The 20701-nt window shown below is 65.0% G+C and carries 20 protein-coding genes; 16 read left to right on the forward strand and 4 right to left on the reverse strand.

Annotated elements, in window-relative coordinates; all coding sequences use genetic code 11:
- A partial coding sequence (locus QZ409_RS07055; RefSeq protein WP_296708465.1) for a GTP-binding protein occupies window positions 1-141 on the reverse strand: 141 nt, incomplete at its 3' end.
- Between the two features lie 348 nt (window positions 142-489).
- On the reverse strand, window positions 490-633 hold the full coding sequence (locus QZ409_RS07060) for a hypothetical protein (RefSeq protein ID WP_296708511.1): 144 nt from the start codon (window positions 631-633) through the stop codon (window positions 490-492).
- On the opposite strand from QZ409_RS07060, the gene kdpA reads away from it, so the two are divergent.
- From kdpA to QZ409_RS07115, 11 genes are all read left to right on the forward strand, one after another.
- Window positions 632-2341 (forward strand): potassium-transporting ATPase subunit KdpA, encoded by a 1710-nt coding sequence (gene kdpA / locus QZ409_RS07065; protein WP_296708514.1) that lies wholly within the window; start codon window positions 632-634, stop codon window positions 2339-2341. The two genes, QZ409_RS07060 and kdpA, sit on opposite strands and share 2 nt — an antisense overlap.
- An 11-nt stretch (window positions 2342-2352) precedes the next feature.
- Complete coding sequence (gene kdpB, locus QZ409_RS07070) at window positions 2353-4422, forward strand: potassium-transporting ATPase subunit KdpB (protein ID WP_296708516.1); 2070 nt, start codon at window positions 2353-2355, stop codon at window positions 4420-4422.
- A 169-nt stretch (window positions 4423-4591) separates the two neighbouring features.
- Window positions 4592-5188 (forward strand): potassium-transporting ATPase subunit KdpC, encoded by a 597-nt coding sequence (kdpC, locus tag QZ409_RS07075; RefSeq protein ID WP_296708519.1) that lies wholly within the window; start codon window positions 4592-4594, stop codon window positions 5186-5188.
- A gap of 3 nt (window positions 5189-5191) precedes the next feature.
- Window positions 5192-7894, forward strand: a complete 2703-nt coding sequence (locus tag QZ409_RS07080) for a sensor histidine kinase KdpD (protein ID WP_296708522.1) — start codon at window positions 5192-5194, stop codon at window positions 7892-7894.
- Window positions 7891-8583, forward strand: a complete 693-nt coding sequence (locus tag QZ409_RS07085) for a response regulator transcription factor (RefSeq protein ID WP_296708526.1) — start codon at window positions 7891-7893, stop codon at window positions 8581-8583. Before QZ409_RS07080 ends, QZ409_RS07085 begins: the two co-directional genes overlap by 4 nt.
- Window positions 8584-8738: 155 nt before the next feature.
- The gene (locus tag QZ409_RS07090; protein ID WP_296708530.1) at window positions 8739-10526 is read left to right on the forward strand and encodes an NAD(P)H-dependent oxidoreductase subunit E; all 1788 of its coding nucleotides are present in this window, start codon (window positions 8739-8741) and stop codon (window positions 10524-10526) included.
- Window positions 10523-11257, forward strand: coding sequence for a 2Fe-2S iron-sulfur cluster-binding protein (locus QZ409_RS07095; RefSeq protein ID WP_296708534.1), 735 nt, complete (start codon window positions 10523-10525; stop codon window positions 11255-11257). The genes QZ409_RS07090 and QZ409_RS07095 overlap by 4 nt, the downstream gene beginning before the upstream one ends.
- Window position 11258: 1 nt before the next feature.
- Complete coding sequence (locus QZ409_RS07100; protein ID WP_296708538.1) at window positions 11259-11819, forward strand: NADP oxidoreductase; 561 nt, start codon at window positions 11259-11261, stop codon at window positions 11817-11819.
- 7 nt (window positions 11820-11826) lie between these two features.
- Window positions 11827-13308 (forward strand): Ni/Fe hydrogenase subunit alpha, encoded by a 1482-nt coding sequence (locus QZ409_RS07105; protein WP_296708540.1) that lies wholly within the window; start codon window positions 11827-11829, stop codon window positions 13306-13308.
- Entirely contained in the window at window positions 13305-13835 is a 531-nt protein-coding gene (locus QZ409_RS07110; protein WP_296708542.1) for a hydrogenase maturation protease, read from the forward strand. Before QZ409_RS07105 ends, QZ409_RS07110 begins: the two co-directional genes overlap by 4 nt.
- Entirely contained in the window at window positions 13832-14521 is a 690-nt protein-coding gene (locus tag QZ409_RS07115; RefSeq protein ID WP_296708545.1) for an MgtC/SapB family protein, read from the forward strand. Before QZ409_RS07110 ends, QZ409_RS07115 begins: the two co-directional genes overlap by 4 nt.
- Window positions 14522-14634: 113 nt before the next feature.
- Here QZ409_RS07115 and QZ409_RS07120 read toward each other — a convergent pair whose 3' ends face one another.
- Window positions 14635-15573 carry a transporter gene (locus QZ409_RS07120; RefSeq protein WP_296708547.1) on the reverse strand — a complete coding sequence of 313 codons (939 nt, stop codon included), beginning with the start codon at window positions 15571-15573 and terminating at the stop codon, window positions 14635-14637.
- Window positions 15574-15735: 162 nt separating this feature from the next.
- Here QZ409_RS07120 and QZ409_RS07125 point away from each other — a divergent pair, with 162 nt between their 5' ends.
- The gene (locus QZ409_RS07125; RefSeq protein ID WP_296708550.1) at window positions 15736-16074 is read left to right on the forward strand and encodes a hypothetical protein; all 339 of its coding nucleotides are present in this window, start codon (window positions 15736-15738) and stop codon (window positions 16072-16074) included.
- Between the two features lie 42 nt (window positions 16075-16116).
- On the opposite strand, the gene QZ409_RS07130 is transcribed toward QZ409_RS07125, so the two are convergent.
- Window positions 16117-17355: an FAD-dependent oxidoreductase gene (locus tag QZ409_RS07130; protein WP_296708553.1), complete on the reverse strand. Its 1239-nt coding sequence runs from the start codon at window positions 17353-17355 to the stop codon at window positions 16117-16119.
- Between the two features lie 208 nt (window positions 17356-17563).
- Here QZ409_RS07130 and rpe point away from each other — a divergent pair, with 208 nt between their 5' ends.
- The 4 genes from rpe to QZ409_RS07150 all read left to right on the forward strand — a co-directional run bounded on the left by rpe (window position 17564) and on the right by QZ409_RS07150 (window position 20690).
- Window positions 17564-18244 (forward strand): ribulose-phosphate 3-epimerase, encoded by a 681-nt coding sequence (gene rpe / locus QZ409_RS07135; protein ID WP_296708556.1) that lies wholly within the window; start codon window positions 17564-17566, stop codon window positions 18242-18244.
- A 172-nt stretch (window positions 18245-18416) separates the two neighbouring features.
- On the forward strand, window positions 18417-19727 hold the full coding sequence (gene purB / locus QZ409_RS07140; RefSeq protein ID WP_296708558.1) for an adenylosuccinate lyase: 1311 nt from the start codon (window positions 18417-18419) through the stop codon (window positions 19725-19727).
- 70 nt (window positions 19728-19797) lie between these two features.
- Complete coding sequence (locus QZ409_RS07145; protein ID WP_296708876.1) at window positions 19798-20478, forward strand: sulfite exporter TauE/SafE family protein; 681 nt, start codon at window positions 19798-19800, stop codon at window positions 20476-20478.
- A gap of 20 nt (window positions 20479-20498) precedes the next feature.
- A complete protein-coding gene (locus QZ409_RS07150; protein ID WP_296708559.1) occupies window positions 20499-20690 on the forward strand; it encodes a hypothetical protein in 192 nt (63 codons plus the stop codon).
- Window positions 20691-20701: the final 11 nt, after the last annotated feature.

Consider the following 20701-nt stretch of genomic DNA (forward strand, 5'->3'; position numbering starts at 1 on the left):
ATAGGCGGTGAACGTGGCGCCGCCCGTCTCGGCCAGAATCTTGGTGATCGCCGCCGTCAGCGACGTCTTGCCATGGTCAACGTGACCGATCGTGCCGATGTTGCAATGCGGCTTCGTGCGCGAAAATTTTTCCTTGGCCATGGCCCTCGTTCCGAATGTCAGGCGGTAGAATCCAACGAGGGCGCTGCATAGAAGGCTTTCAACGCAACTTCAAGAGCCAAATCGCCGAAAACGAAGCCTATCTGGCGCGGGCGTCCGGCGGCGCGATATCCCTAACCATCGCCTATCCCGCTGTTTCCTCACGAGATTCGCTCGCAGGAGCCGAAAGCGCACGCCCGCCTTTACAACTTCCTTATGCGGCGAGGTCTCCTTCCGCATCGAAATTTGACGCGCGTTTCGCCAGATTCCGCGCCGCAACACGAAAGGAAACGCCATGTCTGATCTTGGCTATCTGGGCCTTGGATTGGCCCTGCTCGCGGCTCTGGCGCTCTACGCCAAAGCCCTGACGCGCGCCTGAAGGAGGCCGCGATGTTCGAACCGCTTCTCGGCCTGATCGTGGCCGTCCTGCTCGGGGTCTACCTCGTTTTCGCCCTGCTCAATCCCGAGCGTTTCTAAATTTCCGGAGTTCGTCATGACCCTGTCCGGCTGGCTGCAAATCGGCCTGATCCTCGGCCTCGCCGCGCTCACAGCGCGGCCGCTTGGCCTTTATATGGCGCGCGTCTTTTCCGGCGAGCGCACCTTCCTCACCCCCGCCCTCAGCCCGATAGAGCGCCTGTTCTACCGGCTCACCGGGGTTTCACCCGAGCGCGAACAGGGCTGGCTGGCCTATACGCTCGCCATGCTGGCGTTTTCGGCGGCGGGCTTCGCGTCGCTCTACGCGATCCTGCGACTGCAGGCTTTCCTGCCGCTCAACCCGCAGGGCTTCGACAATGTCCCGCCCGATCTCGCCTTCAATACCGCCATCAGCTTCCTGACCAACACCAATTGGCAGGCCTATGGCGGCGAGACGACCATGAGCCATTTCTCGCAAATGGCCGGTCTGGCGGTCCATAACTTCCTTTCCGCCGCGACCGGCATTGCGCTGGCTTTGGCCGTGACCCGAGCCTTCGCCCGCGCCAGCGCCGCGACGCTCGGCAATTTCTGGGTCGATCTGACCCGGGCCACCCTCTATGTGCTGCTGCCGATCAGCCTGCTGCTGGCCATCGCCTTTCTCGCGACCGGTGCGCCGCAGACGCTGGCCGGTTCGGTGGAGGCGACGACTCTCGAAGGCGCCAAGCAGACCATCGCGCTCGGCCCCATGGCCAGCCAGGAGGCGATCAAGCAGCTCGGCACCAATGGCGGCGGCTTCCTCAACGCCAATTCCGCCCATCCATTCGAGAACCCCAGCGCGGTGGCCAATCTGCTGCAGGTCTGGTCCATGCTGGCGGTTTCCCTTGGCCTGCTCATCATGTTCGGCCGCATGGTTGGAGCGGAAAAGCAGGGCTGGGCCTTCCTGAAAGTGGTGGGCGTGCTACTGATCGCCGGCGTCGCCGTGATCTATTGGTCGGAAAGCGCGGGCAATCCGCTGCTGACCCAGCTCGGCCTCGATCCCGCCAACGGCAATATGGAGGGCAAGGAGCTGCGCTTCGGCCTCGCGCTATCCTCGCTGTTCGCGGCGGTCACCACGGGCCTGTCCTGCGGCGCGGTCAACGCCATGCATGACTCGCTGACGCCACTTGGCGGGCTCGTGCCGATGTTCCTGATCCAGCTGGGCGAAGTTCTGCCGGGCGGCGTCGGCTCGGGCCTCTACGGGCTGGTCGTCTTCGCCATTCTTTCAGTGTTCGTCGCCGGGCTGATGGTCGGCCGCACGCCGGAATTTCTCGGCAAGAAGATCGAATCCCGCGAAATCAAGCTCTCAATGCTGGCCGTGCTGATCCTACCGCTCGCCATCCTCGGCTTCTCCGCCGTGGCGGCGGTGCTCCCGGCGGCGCTGTCGAGCCTCGCCAACAGCGGCCCGCACGGCCTGTCGGAAATCCTCTACGCCTATACGTCGTCAGCCGGCAATAACGGCTCCGCCTTCGCCGGCCTGAGCGCCAATACGCCCTGGTGGAACATCACCACCGCGCTCGCCATGGCGCTGGGGCGCTTCGGCTATGTCGTGCCGGTCGTGGCCATCGCCGGCTCCATCGCCGCGAAAAAGAAGGCGATGGCGTCGGCTGGAACCTTCCCCACCGATGGCGGGCTGTTCGTGGGCCTCGTTGTCGGCGTCATCCTGATCGTCGGCGGCCTGCAATTCTTCCCCGCCCTCGCCCTCGGTCCAATCGTCGAGCACGTCCTGATGCTCGCCGGCAAGACCTTTTGAGGTGGTTTGAAATGTCCCAGAAATCTCTCGCCAAACACAAGCTGTCGCTGTTCGACCCGGCGATCTTCCGCGAAGCCGCCGTCGAGGCCTTCAAGAAGCTCGCGCCACACAAGCTCGCGGCCAATCCGGTGATCTTCGTCACAGAGGTCGTCGCGGCGCTCGTCACCCTCCTGTGGCTACGCTCGCTTTTCCTCGGAGGCAGTGAGCCGTTCTTCTCGGGCCAGATCGCCCTGTGGCTTTGGTTCACGGTGTTGTTCGCTACTTTCGCGGAAGCGGTGGCGGAGGGTCGTGGCAAGGCGCAGGCCGCCACGTTGCGCGCCACCCGCTCCGACACCATGGCGAAAAGACTGCGCGACCCAGAGGCGTCGGGGCATTCCGCCGCGATCGATAATGTCCCCGCGCTCGACCTGCGCGCCGGCGACACGGTCCTGGTCGAGGCCGGAGACATCATCCCGTCGGATGGCGACATCGTCGAAGGCGTCGCTTCAGTCAATGAAAGCGCGATCACCGGCGAATCCGCCCCCGTGATCCGCGAGGCGGGTGGCGACCGCTGCGCGGTCACCGGCGGCACGACCGTGCTCTCGGACTGGATCAAGGTGCGCATCACCGCCCAGCCGGGCAACACCTTCATCGACCGCATGATTGCTCTGGTCGAGGGCGCCGAACGCCAGAAGACGCCGAACGAACTGGCGCTCTCCGTGCTGCTCGCGGGCCTGACGCTGATCTTCCTGATCGCCGTCGTGACCTTGTGGAGCCTTGGCGTCTATTCCGGCATGAATGTGAGCGTGGTTGTGCTGGTCGCTCTGCTGGTGACGCTCATCCCCACCACCATCGGCGGCCTGCTCTCGGCGATCGGCATTGCGGGCATGGACCGGTTGGTCCGCTTCAATGTGCTGGCCACCTCGGGCCGCGCAGTCGAGGCGGCGGGCGACGTGGACACGCTGCTGCTCGACAAGACCGGCACCATCACCTTCGGCAATCGCATGGCTAGCGAGTTCATCCCCATGCCCGGCGTATCGGCGGCGGATCTGGCCGAAGCGGCCCTGGCCGCCAGCCTTGGCGACGAGACGCCCGAGGGCCGCTCGATCGTCGCGCTCGCCAAAAGCGAATTCGGCGCCCGGGAGCCTGACTTCGGCGGCGTGGCGCCAACCATAGTCCCCTTCGCCGCGCAGACCCGGCTCTCGGGCGTGGACGCTGGCGGCCGCGCCATCCGCAAGGGCGCGGTTGAAGCGGTGCTGCGCTTCATCGGCCTGCCGGCAGATTCGACGCCGCCGGACTTCAAGGCCGGCGTAGAGCGCATCGGCCATAGCGGCGGCACGCCGCTGGCGGTCGCCGACAAGGGCCGCCTGCTCGGCCTCATCCACCTCAAGGACGTGGTCAAGCCGGGCATTCGCGAGCGCTTCGCCGCCTTGCGGGCCATGGGCATCAAGACGGTGATGATCACCGGCGACAATCCGCTGACCGCCGCTTCCATTGCGACAGAAGCGGGCGTAGACGATTTCCTCGCCGAAGCCACTCCCGAAGACAAGCTGAACCTGATCCGCAAGGAGCAGACCGGCGGCCGCCTCGTCGCCATGTGCGGCGACGGCACCAATGACGCGCCCGCCCTCGCGCAGGCCGATGTCGGCGTCGCAATGCAGACCGGCACGCAGGCCGCGCGCGAGGCCGGCAATATGGTCGACCTCGACAGCGACCCAACCAAGCTCATCGAGATCGTGGAGATCGGCAAGCAGCTGCTCATGACGCGCGGCTCGCTGACCACCTTCTCCATCGCCAATGACGTCGCCAAATATTTCGCCATCCTGCCGGCCTTATTCATCGCGACCTATCCGGAGCTTGGCGCGCTCAACGTCATGGGCCTGTCGTCACCGCGGTCGGCGATCCTGTCGGCGGTGATCTTTAACGCCATCATCATTGTGCTGCTGATCCCGCTCGCGCTGAAAGGCGTCGCCTATCGTCCCGTCGGCGCGGCGGCCCTGCTGCGCCGAAACCTGCTGATCTATGGCCTCGGCGGCCTGATCGCGCCCTTCATCGGCATCAAGGCGATCGACATCGTCGTCGCCGCGCTGCATCTCGCCTGACGGCAGCTTGCCTTCTCCCCTTGCGGGAGAAGATGGCTCGCCAAAGGCGAGACGGATGAGGGGTTCCTTCAAGGCAATCGACGCCCCCTCATCCGGCGCTTCGCGCCACCTTCTCCCGCAAGGGGAGAAGGGGTCCAAACGTCCCGAGGAACAAACCATGGGAAATCCAATGCAACATATTCGCCCCGCCATCGTCATGCTGGTCCTGTTCACCGCCCTCACCGGCCTCGCCTATCCACTCGCGCTGACCGGAATCGCCTCCGTCCTGTTCCCCTGGCAGGCGGGCGGCTCGCTGATCCAGCGCGACGGCAAGATTGTCGGCTCGGCGCTCGTCGGCCAGAATTTCACCTCGCCAACCTATTTTCAGTCTCGGCCCTCCGCGACCAGCGCGCCGGACCCGAACGACTCCAGCAAGACCGTCGATGCGCCTTATAACGCCGCCAATTCCGGGGGCTCCAACCTCGGCCCGACCAGCAAGGCGCTGATCGACCGCGTGAAAGCCGCGGCTGACGCCAAGCGCGAGGCGGGCTGGACCGGGCCGCTGCCTGCCGATGCGCTGACGACTTCGGCCTCGGGCCTCGACCCCGACATCTCGCCCGAAAACGCGCTCCTGCAAGCCCCCTCCGTGGCCAAGGCGCGCAGCATTGACGTCGCCAAGGCCCGCGATCTCGTGCTGGCCCATGTCGAAAAGCCCTGGCTCGGCTTCTTCGGTGAGCCGCGGGTCAATGTGCTCTTGCTAAACCTGGCGCTCGACGCGCAAAAATAAGGCATGGCGACGGAGCGCGAACGCGACCGCCGCCCTGATCCCGAGGCGCTGCTGGCGCTGGCGGGAAAGGAAGGGCGCGGCAAATTAAAGGTCTTCCTCGGCGCCGCCCCCGGCGTCGGGAAGACCTATGCCATGCTGGCCGGCGCGCGGCGGCTTAAGGCCGAAGGCGCCGACATCGTCATCGGCCTGGTCGAAACGCATGGGCGCGCGGAAACCGCCGCGCTGCTGGAGGGCCAGGAAGTCCTGCCGCGCAAAAAAGTCCCCTATCGCGGACGCGAGCTGGAGGAATTCGACATTGACGCGGCGCTGAAGCGCCGGCCCGCGCTGATCGTGGTGGACGAACTCGCCCACAGCAACGCCCCTGACAGCCGCCATCCCAAACGCTGGCAGGATGTCGAGGAATTGCTCGGCGCCGGGCTGGACGTCTGGACCGCGCTCAATATCCAGCATCTCGAAAGCCTCGCCGAAGTCGTCAGCCGCGTGACCGGCGTCGCCGTGCGCGAGACCGTGCCGGACGGCGTACTCCAACGCGCCGACGATGTCGTGCTGGTGGACATCACGCCGGACGAGCTGATCCAGCGCCTTCAGGAAGGCAAGGTCTATCTGCCCGAAACAGCGCGGCGCGCGACGCAGAATTTCTTCACGACGCGCAATCTCACCGCCCTGCGCGAACTGGCGCTGCGCAGCACCGCCGACCGCGTCGACGACCAGATGGTCGATTACCTGCGCCAGAACGCCATCGAAGGGCCGTGGGATACGTCTGACCATCTGCTGGTTTGCATCGGCGCGGATTTTCAGGCCGAGACGGTCGTGCGGGCGGGCGGGCGGCTGGCGACGCGGCTCAACGCCTCATGGGTCGTCGCCCATGTCGCGCCGGAAGGCCATGAAGAATCCGACCCCGCCAAGGTGCGCTTCGTGGACGAGGCCTTTCGTCTCAGCGAGCGGCTCGGCGCCGAAACGGTGCGGCTCGCCGCCTCCGACATGGTGGCCGAAATCCTGCGCTATGCCCGGCGCGAGAACTTCACGCAGATCGTCGTCAGTCGGGCGCGCGGCAATTTATGGAAGCATTGGCTCGGCCGCGATTTCGCTTATGAAATGGTGCGGCAATCCAGGGAGATTCCCGTCCTCGTCATCGCCGCGCCGGAGGCGCCCGCGCCAAAACCGCGGCGGATCAGCCTGAAACTCCGCGCAAGCGAGCGTCGCCGCCTCGGCGCTGGCCTTGCGGGCGCCGTCCTCGCCGTGGCGCTGGCGGTCGGCGCAGGCGAGGCGCTGAACGCCTGGCTGAGCCTGCCCAACTTGTCGATGGTCTTTCTGCTGGCAGTTCTGGTCTGCGCGGAGCGTTTCGGCCTCTGGTCGGCCATCGCGGCGTCGTTTCTCTCCTTTCTCGCCTATAATTTCTTCTTCATCGAGCCGCTCTACACGCTGACGATCGCCAAGCCCGAGGAATTGCTCTCGCTGCTGGTCTTTCTGCTGGTCGCGGTGCTGACCGGCTCGCTCGCGGGGCGCGTCCACGATCAATCCGAATTCGTGCGGCGTCGCGCGGAAAACTCCGAACTGCTTTACGCCTTCTCGCGCAAGCTTTCCGCCGCACCGACGCTCGACGACGCGCTCTGGGCGGCGGCCGCGCATCTTCAGCGCGTCCAGGGCGGCCATATCCTTTTCCTGTTGCCAGAGGGCGACGAGTTGCGGCTGGCCGCCGCATGGCCCCCGATGGACGAACTTTCCCCCGGCGAGATGAGCGCGGCGCGCTGGGCTTTTTCCAAGCGCGTGGCGGCGGGCTGGCGCACCGACACCCTGCCCAATCTCGCCTTCCAGTTCCGGCCCCTCGTCACCCCGCGCGGCGTCGCGGGCGTTTGCGGCTTTCAGCCCAAGACGCCGGACGAGCCGGTGTCGCCAGAGGACGAGCGGGCGCTCACCGCCATGCTGGAGCAGACCGCCATCGCCATCGACCGTTCGCTGCTGGTGGGCGAGGCGGTGCGTAGCGCCGCGCTGGAAGAAAACGAGAAATTGCGCACCACCCTGCTCTCCTCGCTGTCGCACGACCTCAAGACGCCGCTTTCTTCCATCACCGGCGCGGTGACGACCTTGCGCCAGCTCGGCGACAAGATGCCCATCGAGGACCGCCGCGACCTGCTCGCCTCCATCGAGGAAGAGGCCGCGCGGCTCAGCCGCTTCGTGGCCAATCTGCTCGACATGTCGCGGCTCGAATCCGGCGCGGTCAAGGTGCGCGCGGATTTTCTCGACCCCGCCGAAATCGTGCGCGGCGCGGTCGAGCGATGCCGCAAGGCCTTTCCCGGCATGCGCATCGAAACCTCGCTCGCGCGCGACCTGCCCTTCATTCGCGGCGATGCCGGCCTGCTGGAGCAGGTGCTGTTCAACCTGCTCGACAACGCCCATAAATATGGCGGCGAGACCGGCGCGACGGTCCACGCCCGGCAGGAGGGGCCGGAGGTCGTCATTTCGGTCACGGACGAAGGGCCGGGGGTCAAGCGCGCCGATCTCGAACGCATCTTCGAGAAATTCTATCGCGGCGGCAGGATGGACGGCCGCAAGGCCGGCACAGGCCTCGGCCTTTCGATCTGCAAGGGCCTGGTCGAAGCGATGGGCGGAAAGATCGAGGCGCAGAGCCCAGCGCTGCGCCGTCGCGGGACCAGGCTGCTGGTGCGCTTTCCCGTCGCTGTGGTGGACAAGGAGAAAAGGGCATGAAGACCCGCGTGCTGGTCGTCGACGACGAGGCGCCGATCCAGCGTTTTCTCCGTCCCGCCTTGTTGGCTTCGGGCTATGAGGCTCTGTCGGCGGAGACGGGCGCGCAAGCCTTGCGCCTCATCGCCACATCCGCGCCGGACGTCATCGTGCTCGATCTCGGCTTGCCCGACATGGACGGCAAGGACGTGCTGGTCGAAGCGCGCAAATTCAGCAAAAGCCCCATCATCATTCTGTCCGCGCGCGACCAGGAGACCGAGAAGATCGCGGCGCTCGATCTCGGCGCCGATGATTATGTGGAAAAGCCCTTCGCCATCGGGGAGTTTCTCGCCCGCCTGCGCGCCGCCTTGCGCCACGCCGCGCCCGACCACGCCCCCGCCCCGCGCTACGAGGCCGAGGGACTCGTGGTCGATCTCGACAAGCGCCGCGTGACGCGCGACGGCCAGAGCCTGAAGCTCACGCCCAAGGAATTCGACCTTCTCACCGTGCTCGTCCGCCATGCCGGGCGGGTGGTGACCCACCGCCAGATTCTCGCCGCCGTCTGGGGCCCGGCCCATGCCGATGACACGCAATATCTGCGAGTCTTCGTCGGCCAGCTGCGCGCCAAGATCGAACCGGACGCCGACGTCCCGCGCTTGATCCTGACCGAGCCGGGCATTGGCTACCGGCTCTGGGCGCCGGAGCCCGCCTGAACGCCGCATCCCAGGTTTCGTGACACAAATACTTGACGACGCGAGACCTTTTTCGGGCTTGATCGAGGTCATTCCCCGGGCGAAGTTTCGCGCCTACACATCGGGAAGCAAGCTCAAGCGCCGCGTGAACGGGCGCGGCTTGAGGGAAGGGACGCATGGCCTCAATTGATTCCTCACTCGAGCCGATATTGGCCCGATATGGCCGCGCGCCCTCCGCCTTGCTGCAAATCCTGCGCGACGCTCAGGAGGCCTTCGACTGGATCTCCCCGGAGGTTCGCTCGGCCGTCGCTCATGCGCTGGACATTCCCGCGACGCAGATCGACTGCCTCACCCAATTCTACGCCCATCTCTATGACGAGCCGTGCGGCCGATATCGCGTGCTGTTCTCCGACAATATCACCGACCGCATGGCCGACGCTCCGGCCCTGATGGCGCGCATGCTCGACCAGTTCGGACTGGAGCCGGGCGAAGTTTCCTCCGATGGCCTCCTCAGCATCGCCACAACCTCCTGCACCGGCATGTGCGATCAGGGGCCGGCGCTGCTCGTCAATAATCGCGCCGTCACGCGGCTGACGCCCGAGCGCATTGATGCGCTCTGCGCCCTGATCCGCGCGCGTACGCCACTGGACGCCTGGCCGTCGGAATTCTTCGAGGTGAATGACAATATCCGCCGCGCCGACATGCTGCTCGGCGCGGCCTGCGCCTCAGGCGAGGCGATCCGCGCGGCTTTGGCGCGCGGGCGCGACGGCATGTTCGCGGAGATGAAAAAGTCCAACTTGCGCGGGCGCGGCGGCGCCGGCTTCACCACGGCGGTCAAATGGGAGGCCTGCCGGGACGCCCCCGGCGAGGCGCGTTACGTGATCTGCAACGCCGACGAGGGCGAGCCCGGCACGTTCAAGGACCGCGTATTGCTGCAATCCTATGCCGGCCGCGTGTTCGAGGGCATGGCCATCGCGGGCTATGTCACCGGAGCGAAAAAGGGCTTTCTCTATCTGCGCGGCGAATATTCCTATCTGCGGGCTCCGCTGGAAGCGAAGCTCGCCGAAATGCGGCGCGAAAACTTGCTCGGCGACGCCATTTGCGGCGACCCGGGCTTCTCCTTCGACATTGAAATCCATATGGGCGCGGGCGCCTATATCTGCGGCGAAGAGACGGCGCTGATCGAGTCTCTTGAAGGCAAGGCTGGAAAACCGCGCATAAGACCGCCCTTCCCCGCCACCCATGGCTATCTCGGCCAGCCGACCGTCGTGAACAATGTCGAGACCCTGTGCAAGGCGACCGAGATCGCGATCCAAGGCGGCGTCTTCTATGCCGGTCAGGGCACGCAGCAATCGACCGGAACTAAAATCCTCTCTGTCTCGGGCGATTGCGAACGGCCCGGGCTTTACGAATATCCGTTCGGGGTCAGCATCGCGCAGGTGCTGGAGGATTGCGGCGCGGAAAACGCCTTCGCCGTGCAGATCGGCGGCGCGGCGGGCTGTTGTCTCGCGCCGCATGAGTTCGACCGCCGCATCGCCTTCGAGGACGTGCCGACCGCGGGAGCCTTCATGGTGTTCGGACAGGGCCGCGACATGTTCGAAACCGCGCTGAATTTCGCAAACTTCTTCGAGCACGAAAGCTGCGGCTTCTGCACGCCCTGCCGGGTCGGCACGGCGGTCATCGCGCGGATGATGAACAAGATCGACGCCGGCCATGGCGCGCGCTACGAACTCAACGAACTGAACCGCCTCGACGTCCTGCTGCGCACGTCGAGCCATTGCGGTCTGGGCCAGAACGCGACCATGGCGCTGCGCGACATGATGCAGAAATTCGCCCCGGCTTTCGAGCGCCGCTTGAGCCTGAAGGATTTCGAGCCCGGCTTCGATCTCGATGCGGCTTTGGCCGAGGCCCGCGCGCTGACGGGCCGTGACGATGCAGCCGCACATCTCGGAGCCGATTCATGAGCGAAATCCTCGCCCAACTCATGCTCGACGGCCACAAGATCGCCTTCGAGCCCGGCCAGACCATTTTGCAGGCCGCCCTGGCGGCGGGCGTCTATATTCCGCATCTCTGCGCCCATCCGGAGTTCGAGCCGCATGGGTCGTGCAAGCTCTGCACGGTCGTGGTCAATGGCCGCAATGGCTCGGCCTGCACCATCAAGGCCATGCCGGGGCAGGACGTGCTCAGCGACACGCCGGAGCTGAACTTGCGGAGGCGCACCCTGCTGCAAATGCTGTTCGCGGAGGGCAATCATTTCTGCCCCGGCTGCGAGAAGAGCGGCAATTGCCAGCTTCAGGCGCTCGCCTATGACCTCGAAATGTTCGACCCGCATTTCGCGCAATTCTTCCCCGCCCGCGAGGCCGACGGCACGCATCCGGAAGCTTTTCTGGACTTCAACCGCTGCATCATGTGCGAGCTTTGCGTGCGCGCCAGCCGCGACGTGGACGGCAAGAACGTCTTCGCCCTCGCCGGACGCGGACGCGACACGCATATCATCGTGAACTCGCCCAGCGGCAAGCTCGGCGATTCCACCTTCTCGATCCACGACAAGGCGGGCCAGGTCTGCCCGGTCGGCGCCATTCTGCCCAAGGAGGTCGGCTTCGTCCGCCCCATCGGCGAAAGGCTCTATGATCACGACACCATCGCCGAAGTCGCGCTCCGCGAAGACGCAACTTGGCGCGAAGGGGAGAAGTGACGTGAACGCCCCCTTCCCACCCCGCGCGAAGAAACGCCTCAAGATCGCCACGGCGACCCTCGGCGGCTGTTTCGGTTGCCATATGTCGCTGCTCGACATGGACGAACGCTTTCTGGAACGGGCCAAGCTGGTCGATTTCGACCGTTCCCCGCTCACCGACATCAAGCATTGCGGGCCTTGCGACATCGGCCTGATCGAAGGCGCGGTCTGCAATGCCGAGAACGTCCATGTGCTGCGCGAATTCCGCGCCCATTGCCGCACCCTCGTTGCGGTCGGCGCCTGCGCCATCAATGGCGGTCTGCCCGCGCAACGCAATCCGCTCGATCTCGGCGGCCTGATGCGCAAGGTCTATTGCGACCGCGTCGACGAGACCGCGCAGATCCCGGACGATCCCGAACTGCCGCTGATGCTCGACAAGGTCTATCCGATCCACGAAATCGTGCGCATCGACTATCTGATCCCCGGCTGCCCGCCTTCCGCCGACGCATTGTGGAAATTCCTCACCGACCTGATCGAGGGCCGCACGCCGCGTCTCGATTACGCCCATTTCCGTTTCGATTGAGGCTCGCATGTCCGCCCTGGAAACCGCCGAAACGAAACAGAACCTGCGCCGCATCGCCATCGATCCGGTCACCCGCGTCGAAGGCCATGGCAAGGTCACGATTCTGCTCGACGACAATAATCGCGTGCATCAGGTCCGGCTCCACATTGTGGAGTTTCGCGGCTTCGAGGCCTTCATCGAGGGCCGCCCGTTTTGGGAGGTTCCGGTCGTGGTGCAAAGGCTGTGCGGCATCTGCCCGGTCAGCCATCATCTCGCCGCCGTCAAGGCGATGGACCATATCGCCGGCTATCACAGCCTGACGCCGACGGCGGAGAAATTGCGGCGGCTGATGCATTACGGCCAGATCCTGCAATCGCACGCCGTGCATTTCTTCCATCTCGCCTCGCCCGACCTGCTGCTCGGCTTCGACAGCGAACCGACGCGGCGCAACATCGTCGGGGTCGCGGCGCAATTTCCCGAGATCGCCCTTCAGGGCGTGCTGCTGCGCAAATATGGCCAGGAGATCATCCGCCATACCTCGGGCAAGCGCATCCATGGCACGGGCGCCATTCCGGGCGGCGTCAACAAGACGCTCACAGCCGCCGAGCGCGAGGAGCTGCGGCGCGAGATCGACATAATGATCGGCTGGGCGCGCGACGCCGTCGGGCTGGTCGCGCAATTGCACGCGACCCGGCCGGACTTCTATGACGCCTTCGGGGAATTCCCGTCCAACATGATGGGCCTCGCCGCGCCGAACGGCGCTCTGGAGCTTTACGACGGGAGCTTGCGCGCCCGCGACGCCTCTGGCGCAATGATTTTCGACCAGGTCCCCTGCTCCGATTACGACAGCCTGCTGCAGGAAGAGGTCAAGCCCTGGACCTATATGAAATTCCCGCATATCCGGTCGCTCGGCGCGGAAGCGGGCTGGTACAAGGTCGGGCCGCTGGCCCGCATCCAGACCTGCGATTTCATCCCCACGCCGCTGGCGGAAGAGGAACGCAAGAAATTCATGGCCCAGGGCGGCGGCAAGCCGCGCCACGGCACTTTGCTGTTCCATTGGGCGCGGATGATCGAGGCGTTGCACGCAGTGGAGACGATCCGCGACCTGCTCGACGATCCCGACATTGTCGGGATCGATCTGATGGGCGAGAAGGGTGAGCGCCACACCGAAGCCGTCGGCGTGATCGAGGCTCCGCGCGGGACCCTGTTCCATCATTATCGCGTCGGCGCGGACGATCTGGTCAGCTATTGCAACCTCATCGTCTCGACCACCAACAACAATCAGGCGATGAACGAGGCGATCCGCAGCGTGGCGAAGGACCATCTCAGCGGCCATGAGGTGACCGAAGGCCTCTTGAACCATATCGAGGTCGCCATTCGCGCCTATGACCCCTGCCTCTCCTGCGCCACCCACGCCATTGGTCAGATGCCCTTGCAGGTCGATCTGCGCGATGCGTCCGGCGCGCTGGTCGGGCGGCGGCGCAAGAATTTTTCCGGCGACGCGGCGTGAGGCTCGTCGTGTTCGGCTGGGGCAATGTTTCTCGCGGCGACGATGGACTCGGGCCGCTGTTGCTGGCGCGGATCGCCGAGGCCAACTGGGCGGACGCAAGTTTGATCGAGGATTTCCAGTTGCAGCTCGAACATGCGCTGGATTTGCAGGGCGCCGATCTGGCCCTCTTCCTCGACGCCGGCAAGGACACGCCCACACCCTTCGCCTTCACGGAAATTCACGCCCGCCACGGCATGACGCACACCAGCCACGCCCTTGCGCCCGAGGCCGTGCTGGGCGTCTATGAAAAGACGCTGGGCAGGAGCCCGCCGACGAGCTTCCTGCTCTGCGTGCGCGGCGAAAGCTTCGAACTCGGCGATGGGCTGAGCGCCGAGGGCGCGGCGCGGCTGGAATCGGCATGGGCCTTTCTGGAGGCGCTCGACCGCAGGCGCGATGTGCAGAGCTGGCGGGCGCGCATAAGCGCAGATCGGCGCGAAAAAAATAAAAATCCGGGCGTTCCGCAATCGCCCGTAGGGGGGAAGTCATGAACGCCGCCTATTGGACCATTCTGCTGCATCTTTGCCTCGCGCTCTGCGCGGGCGGCCTCATCGGGCTGGAGCGCAGCCGTCGCGGCCGCATGGCGGGCCTCCGCGAACATGCGCTGGTCAGCCTCGGCTCGGCCCAGCTCATGATGATCGGCGTCTATTCCTGGCAGGGCGGGATCGTCGAACATCCCTTCGACGGCACGTCGAACCATGTGATTCAAGGCGTGATGAGCGGCATCGGCTTTCTTGGCGCGGGCGGCATTCTGAAGGAAGGCTTTTCCTTGCGCGGCCTGACCACCGCCGCCTCGCTCTGGTGCACCGCGACCATCGGGCTGATGATCGGCCTTGGCTTCCTCTTTCCCGCGCTGGCCACGACGACGCTGACCCTGCTCGCCCTGACCATCCTGCGCTGGTGCGAAGGACTGCTGATCGACAAGCACGAAATCAAGCTGCACTTACGCCAAAACCGCGCCGACGCGATCCATGAGCCGCAGATTGTCGAAATGCTGGCGAAACACCGTTGCGCCGTCTCCTCGCTCAGCGCCCAGGGCGCAGGCGAGGGGCGCTTTCTCGATTATCAGGCGCTGATCAGCACCCCCGACAAGAATGCCAGCCACGGCCTGATCGAGGCGCTGGCGAACGATTCCCGCTTTATCGAATTCAGCCTGACGCCGGTCGGCGATTTCTAGCTTCCGGCCTCATAAAGCCGACGGAACATCGCCAGCGCATCGACATGTCCCAGCTTAGGGTGACGAAAGGCTTGCGGCCGAATGATTCCCGCAGCGCAAACTGGTTTACGGACCTAAAATTCCACGCCGAAGACCATGCGTGCGCGCTGGCGGGAAAGATCGGCCTGGTTCCAGGCTTCGACGCCCTCCGCCGTCAGCGTTCGCGGCGATGACGAAAGCTGCGCCGACCACGCCAGGGAGAGGAAGGCCTTCGGCCCCATTTGCAGATGAAGCGTCGGGCCGGCGTAAAACGCAGAACCGACGCTGTTGCTGAAGCCCAGCGATTGATAGGCCTGATAATATTCGACTTCGCCGCCGACAAATGTGTCGGGCGTGATGCGATAGGACATCGCGCCGGTCACGCCGAACAGAGCCGAGCGGCTCGTTCCGCCATCGGCTTCATTGCTGGCCTCGGGCAGATAGATGATGTTGGTCGCGACCAGCAGCTTTTTCGGGATAAGCTCGGCGTCGAAATAGACGCGGGTCTCCATCGAGTAATTCTTGCCGCGTCCGCCGCTGATATTGTCGATCCGCTCGAATTCCGGCTCCAGCGAGATGGCGAAGCCGAAGGGCGCGTCAATGCCGCGCCGCAGGAAGATATATTTCGGCATCAGGGAGAAGCCGGCGAAATTCACCTGGCCGTGGTTGTCGAGGCCCGGGACGTTGGCGATGTTCAGCCACGAGCCGTAAAGTCCGATCTCATAGCCGAACCGATCCGTCGCAGCGCCCTCGAAGGCGGCCTCCTGCTGGACCGCCTGATAGACGCCGCGCCCCTTCTTGCCGAATCCGGACGTGGTGGTGAATTCCGCTTCCTTGCCGCCCGCCTCGCCGACGTCCGTGCCCTCGGTGAAGCCGAAAAGATGCTTGTCCTCAAAGAAATCCGGTTCGCTTTTCGCGCCGGGACGCGCGTCGTCGTCGTCCTGCGCCAGGGCGGGAGGCGCAAAGGAAAGTCCAACGAAGATCAGAAGCGCCAGTCGGATGATGGTCCTCTCGGCGCCGGTCGTGGCGAACAAACTTCTCTCCCGGAGGGAACCGCGCACGGATTCGCGCGCTAAAGGTCAGGCTAACAGAAAATATCCGGCCGCACGACGCCTATGCAAAGATCCGCGCCCCGGTTCACGGTCGGTTCATTTGGCCGGCATACACTATGCTCACTCATCTGAGGGAGGGTTAAAATGAAAATTTTCGCGAAAGGCCTGATCGTCGCGGGCGCCCTGTTCGGCGCGAGCCTGGTCGGCGCCGCGACGGCGAGCGCGATGCCCATCGCGCCCGACGCTGGCGGCCAGGCGGCCGGCGCGCCGATCGAGACCGTCGGCTGGCGCTGTGGTCCGGGCTGGCACGTGAACCCCTGGGGCCGCTGCGTGCCCAACGGTTACGGCTATGGCGGCGGCTATTACGCCCCCCGCCCCGTTTACCGGCCCTATGCGCCGGTCTATCGTCCTTATGCTCGGCCCTACGCCCGTCCTTACGCCCGGCCCTATGGCGTTTACGGCCATCCCTATCGCCGCTGGTGACAGCTTTTCGCTCGCCGGAGCCGCCCCGGGCGGCTCCGGCGTTTAAAACCTTTCGATCGTGAAGGGTTTCGGATCGGCGAAGGGCGCTTCGCCGGTCATGATTTCCGCCAGCAGCCGGCCCGAACTCGCCGAGAGCGTCAGTCCGTGATGCTGATGGCCAAAATTGAACCATAGTCCCTTGTGACGCGGCGCGGCTCCGATGATCGGCAGCATGTCCGGCAGGCAGGGGCGACGCCCCATCCATGGCTTGGCGTCCAATCTTTCTCCCAACGGAAATAGCTTGCGCGCGACGGGTTCGCTCGCATCGACCTGCGTATAGTCTGGCGGGGAGTCGCGGCGCGCGAATTCCGCGCCCGTGGTCATGCGAATGCCGCGCGCCATGGGCGCGAGCAAAAAACCATTGTCGGCGTCAAGCGCGGGATGATCGAGCCTCGCGCCCTCGCCTGGCGCATAATGCATGTGATAGCCGCGCTTCACCGCCATGGGGAATATATAGCCCAAAGGCCCGGTGACGGCGTCCGCCCAGGGCCCGAGGCAGATCACGGCCTCGCGCGCCAGCAGCGGCCCCTGCTCCGTCTCCACGCCATAGCCCGCGCTGGCGGGGCGGAAAGTCCGGGCGTCGCCGCGCAAAAAGACGCCGCCGCGCTGCTCGAACAGAGCGAGATATTTCTGCGTCAGCGCCAGCGGATCAGTGAGCGAGGCCGGGTCGAGATAATGCACGGCGCCGTGGACGCCATAGAGCGAGGGCTCAACCTTGCGCAGGGCCGCCGCATCATAAAGCCCGACCTTGAGGCCATAGGGCTCGATCTGCCGCGCCAACGCCCGCCCCTTGGCGAAGGTCTGCTCGCTGCGAAACAGTTTCAGCCAGCCGGTCTTGCGGAGCAGGTCCAAAGCGCCCGCCTCCACCATCAGCTTTTCATGTTCGCTCAGGGACTGCTCGATCAGAGGGCGGACGGCCATGGCGTTGCGAAAAGCCCGGTCCGGCGCGGATTCGCGCCAATAGCGGAGCAGCCAGGGCGCGAAATAAGGCATATCGCGCAAATGATAGCGCGCCTCATTGGCGCCATTGACCGCGTAAACCGCCAGCGCGCGCCAGTCGCGGGGGAAGAGATAGGGAAAGATCGAGGCGCGCTCGATCAGCCCCGCGTTGCCGAAGGAGGTCTCCTCGCCGGCGCCGCGCCGGTCCACCAGCGTCACCGCGCGCCCGCGCGCCTGGATTTGCAGGGCGGTCGCCACGCCCACGATCCCGGCGCCCAGCACAAGCACATCGGTCTGACGCATGAAGCATTCCTCAGTCCCGACGCTTCGTCCCGCCGGCCGGCAAGCGCGAGCGTCGCACTTCATATTGGTCTAGCAACGGCGGCGCCAACATGAAGGGCGACAAGAATGACACGGCGCCGCGCGGCCTGTGGACGACAGGCCGCCGATCCTGTAGGAGCGGATCACGATCCAAACCGGCAGGAAATCGCCAAAGTTCGGGGAAACAAAGATGCGCCCGCTGAAAATCGCTCCCTCGATCCTCTCCGCCGATTTTTCCAAACTCGGCGAAGAAATTCGCGCCATTGTCGCAGCCGGAGCCGATATCGTCCATGTCGATGTCATGGATGGCCATTTCGTGCCCAATATCACTATCGGGCCGGATGTCGTGAAGGCCTTGCGCGGCTCGACAGACCGGATTTTCGACGTCCATCTGATGATTTCGCCCTGCGACCCCTATCTGGAGGCTTTCGCGAAAGCGGGCGCCGACACCATCGTCGTGCACGCCGAGGCCGGGCCGCATCTGCATCGCTCGCTGCAGGCGATCCGCGCGCTTGGCAAAAAGGCCGGCGTCTCGCTCAATCCCGGCACGCCCGAAAATGTCGTTGAATATGTGCTCGACGAGCTGGATCTGATCCTCGTCATGTCGGTCAATCCGGGCTTTGGCGGACAGAAATTCATCCCCGCAACGCTGGAGAAGCTGCGCCGCCTCAGGGCCATGATCGGCGGCCGCCCCATCGATCTCGAAGTGGATGGCGGGGTCACGGCCGAAAACGCCAGCGATATCGTCGGCGCGGGCGCCAATTGGCTTGTCGCCGGCTCCGCTGTCTTCAAGGGCGGCCCCGAGCATTACAAGAAGAATATCGACGCCATTCGCCTCGCCGCCCAGATGGCGCGGGGCGAGGTGGTATAACGCAGCCCTTCCCTTCTCCCCTTGCGGGAGAAGGTGGCGCGAAGCGCCGGATGAGGGGTTCTTGACGCGCGGCCCCCTCATCCGTCTCGCCTGCGGCGAGCCACCTTCTCCCGCAAGGGGAGAAGGGAGTCCGGGTAGATATCCGGATTTCGCATAACAAGAGAGACGCCCGATGATCCCCCGCTATTCCCGCCCCGAAATGGTCTCCATCTGGGAGCCGCAGACGCGCTTCAAGATCTGGTTCGAGATCGAGGCCCATGCCTGCGACGCCCTCGCCGAGATCGGCGTGATCCCGAAGGAAAGCGCGAAAAACATCTGGGAAAAGGCCGGGAACGTCGCGTTCGACGTCGATCGCATCGACGAGATCGAGCGCGTCACCAAGCATGACGTCATTGCCTTCCTGACCCATCTGGCCGAGTTCATCGGCCCCGACTCGCGCTTCGTCCATCAGGGCATGACCTCGTCCGACGTGCTCGACACCTGCCTCTCGGTGCAGCTCGCCCGCGCCGCCGACCTTCTCATCAAGGATGTTGACGGCCTGCTCGCCGCCATCGAGCGCCGCGCCTTCGAGCACAAGATGACGCCCAGCATCGGCCGCTCGCATGGCATCCACGCCGAGCCCGTGACCTTCGGCCTGAAAATGGCGGAAGCTTACGCGGAGTTCGCCCGCGCCCGCAAAAGGCTCATCGCGGCGCGCGAGGAAATCGCCACCTGTGCCATTTCCGGCGCCGTCGGCACCTTCGCCAATATCGATCCGCGCGTGGAAGAGCATGTCGCGAAGAAGATGGGCCTGACGCCCGAGCCGGTCTCGACCCAGGTCATCCCGCGCGACCGTCATGCCATGTTCTTCGCCACTTTGGGCGTGGTGGCCTCGTCCATCGAGCGCCTCGCCATCGAGATCCGCCATTTGCAGCGCACGGAAGTGCTGGAGGCCGAGGAGTTCTTCTCGGAGGGCCAGAAGGGCTCCTCCGCCATGCCGCACAAGCGCAATCCGGTGCTGACCGAGAACCTCACCGGCCTCGCGCGCCTCGTGCGCGGCATGGCCGTGCCGGCGATGGAGAATGTCGCGCTCTGGCATGAACGCGACATCTCGCACAGCTCGGTCGAGCGCATGATCGGCCCCGACGCCACCGTGACGCTGGATTTCGCGCTGGTCCGCCTCACCGGCGTGATCGACAAGTTGCTGGTCTATCCGCAGAACATGCAGAAGAATCTCGACCTGCTCGGCGGCCTCGTCCATTCGCAGCGCGTGCTGCTGGCCCTGACGCAGAAGGGCGCCTCGCGCGAGGACGCCTATAAATTCGTCCAGCGCAACGCCATGCCGGTCTGGCGCGGCGAGGGGGATTTCCTCGACCTTTTGAAAAAAGACCCGGACGTCAAAGCTTTGTTGACCGACGCCGAGCTGGAGGAGAAATTCGACCTCGGCTATCACCTGAAGCACGTGGACACGATCTTCGCCCGCGTGTTTGGACGCACCCAGTGAATGACGTCTACCTCCTCGCCGGCGCGGGTCTCCTTGCCGGCGCAATGAACGCCATCGCGGGCGGGGGCTCATTCGTGACCCTGCCGGCGCTGATCACGGCGGGGGGGTCCCGGCGCTCAACGCCAACGCCTCGTCCACCGTGGCGCTGGTGCCGAGCGCGCTGGCCAGCGCCTATGCCTATCGCAAGGACTTCCAGGATTTCGAGGGAGTTCGTTTCCGGGACATGGCGCTGCTTAGCATCGCGGGCGGCGCCTCTGGCGCGCTGCTGCTGGAGGCGACGCCGCAGAGCGTGTTCACGTTCCTCGTGCCCTTCCTGCTGCTGTTCGGCACGCTCGCTTTCGCCTTCGGCCGTCAAGCAGGCGCATTCCTGCGCGAGCGCGTCAAAATCACGCCGCGCATGATGCTGGTCAGCCAATTCATTCTGGGTATTTATGGCGGCTATTTTGGCGGCGCCGTCGGCATCATGATGTTGGCCGCTTGGAGCCTGCTGACCTCCGCCTCCATCGCGGCGATGCAGCCGGCACGCAACCTGCTCAACGCCGCGATGAACGCCACCGCGACCTTGCTGTTCATCGCCGGAGGGCTGGTGTTCTGGAGGCAGACTTTCATCTTGTTCGGCGGCGCCATCATTGGCGGCTATCTCGGCGCCTATTACGCCCGCCGGATCGACCCCGGTCTGGCCCGCATCGTTATTTCCTGCCTCAACGCTGGCATGACCGCCTTCATGTTCTGGCGGACCTTCGGCCACTGAGATTGTTTCTGGGGACTCCCATGCTGAAATCGCTGCTCGCTTTTATCGTTCTCGCCGGCGCCATGACGCTTCCAGCCGAGGCCGCCTCGCGACGGACCAGAACTCCCCAGACCGAGGCGCCGCACCAAAGCCATTTCATGCAGAGGCAGCATGAAAAGCACCGAGCCCGCCATCATCATCCGCACCAGACGCATCGCCGCCCCTGGCATTAATCCGAACCTCG

The sequence above is a fragment of the Rhodoblastus sp. genome (assembly GCF_019449565.1).
Lineage (GTDB): Bacteria > Pseudomonadota > Alphaproteobacteria > Rhizobiales > Beijerinckiaceae > Rhodoblastus.

Excerpts from the sequence above, each read along its gene's own strand:
- kdpA (WP_296708514.1), top strand. The coding sequence starts at position 632 with ATGACCCTGTCCGGCTGGCTGCAAATCGGCCTGATCCTCGGCCTCGCC.
- QZ409_RS07060 (WP_296708511.1), bottom strand. The coding sequence starts at position 633 with ATGACGAACTCCGGAAATTTAGAAACGCTCGGGATTGAGCAGGGCGAA.
- kdpB (WP_296708516.1), top strand. The coding sequence starts at position 2,353 with ATGTCCCAGAAATCTCTCGCCAAACACAAGCTGTCGCTGTTCGACCCG.
- kdpC (WP_296708519.1), top strand. The coding sequence starts at position 4,592 with ATGCAACATATTCGCCCCGCCATCGTCATGCTGGTCCTGTTCACCGCC.
- QZ409_RS07080 (WP_296708522.1), top strand. The coding sequence starts at position 5,192 with ATGGCGACGGAGCGCGAACGCGACCGCCGCCCTGATCCCGAGGCGCTG.
- QZ409_RS07085 (WP_296708526.1), top strand. The coding sequence starts at position 7,891 with ATGAAGACCCGCGTGCTGGTCGTCGACGACGAGGCGCCGATCCAGCGT.
- QZ409_RS07090 (WP_296708530.1), top strand. The coding sequence starts at position 8,739 with ATGGCCTCAATTGATTCCTCACTCGAGCCGATATTGGCCCGATATGGC.
- QZ409_RS07095 (WP_296708534.1), top strand. The coding sequence starts at position 10,523 with ATGAGCGAAATCCTCGCCCAACTCATGCTCGACGGCCACAAGATCGCC.
- QZ409_RS07105 (WP_296708540.1), top strand. The coding sequence starts at position 11,827 with ATGTCCGCCCTGGAAACCGCCGAAACGAAACAGAACCTGCGCCGCATC.
- QZ409_RS07115 (WP_296708545.1), top strand. The coding sequence starts at position 13,832 with ATGAACGCCGCCTATTGGACCATTCTGCTGCATCTTTGCCTCGCGCTC.
- QZ409_RS07125 (WP_296708550.1), top strand. The coding sequence starts at position 15,736 with ATGAAAATTTTCGCGAAAGGCCTGATCGTCGCGGGCGCCCTGTTCGGC.
- QZ409_RS07130 (WP_296708553.1), bottom strand. The coding sequence starts at position 17,355 with ATGCGTCAGACCGATGTGCTTGTGCTGGGCGCCGGGATCGTGGGCGTG.
- rpe (WP_296708556.1), top strand. The coding sequence starts at position 17,564 with ATGCGCCCGCTGAAAATCGCTCCCTCGATCCTCTCCGCCGATTTTTCC.
- purB (WP_296708558.1), top strand. The coding sequence starts at position 18,417 with ATGATCCCCCGCTATTCCCGCCCCGAAATGGTCTCCATCTGGGAGCCG.
- QZ409_RS07150 (WP_296708559.1), top strand. The coding sequence starts at position 20,499 with ATGCTGAAATCGCTGCTCGCTTTTATCGTTCTCGCCGGCGCCATGACG.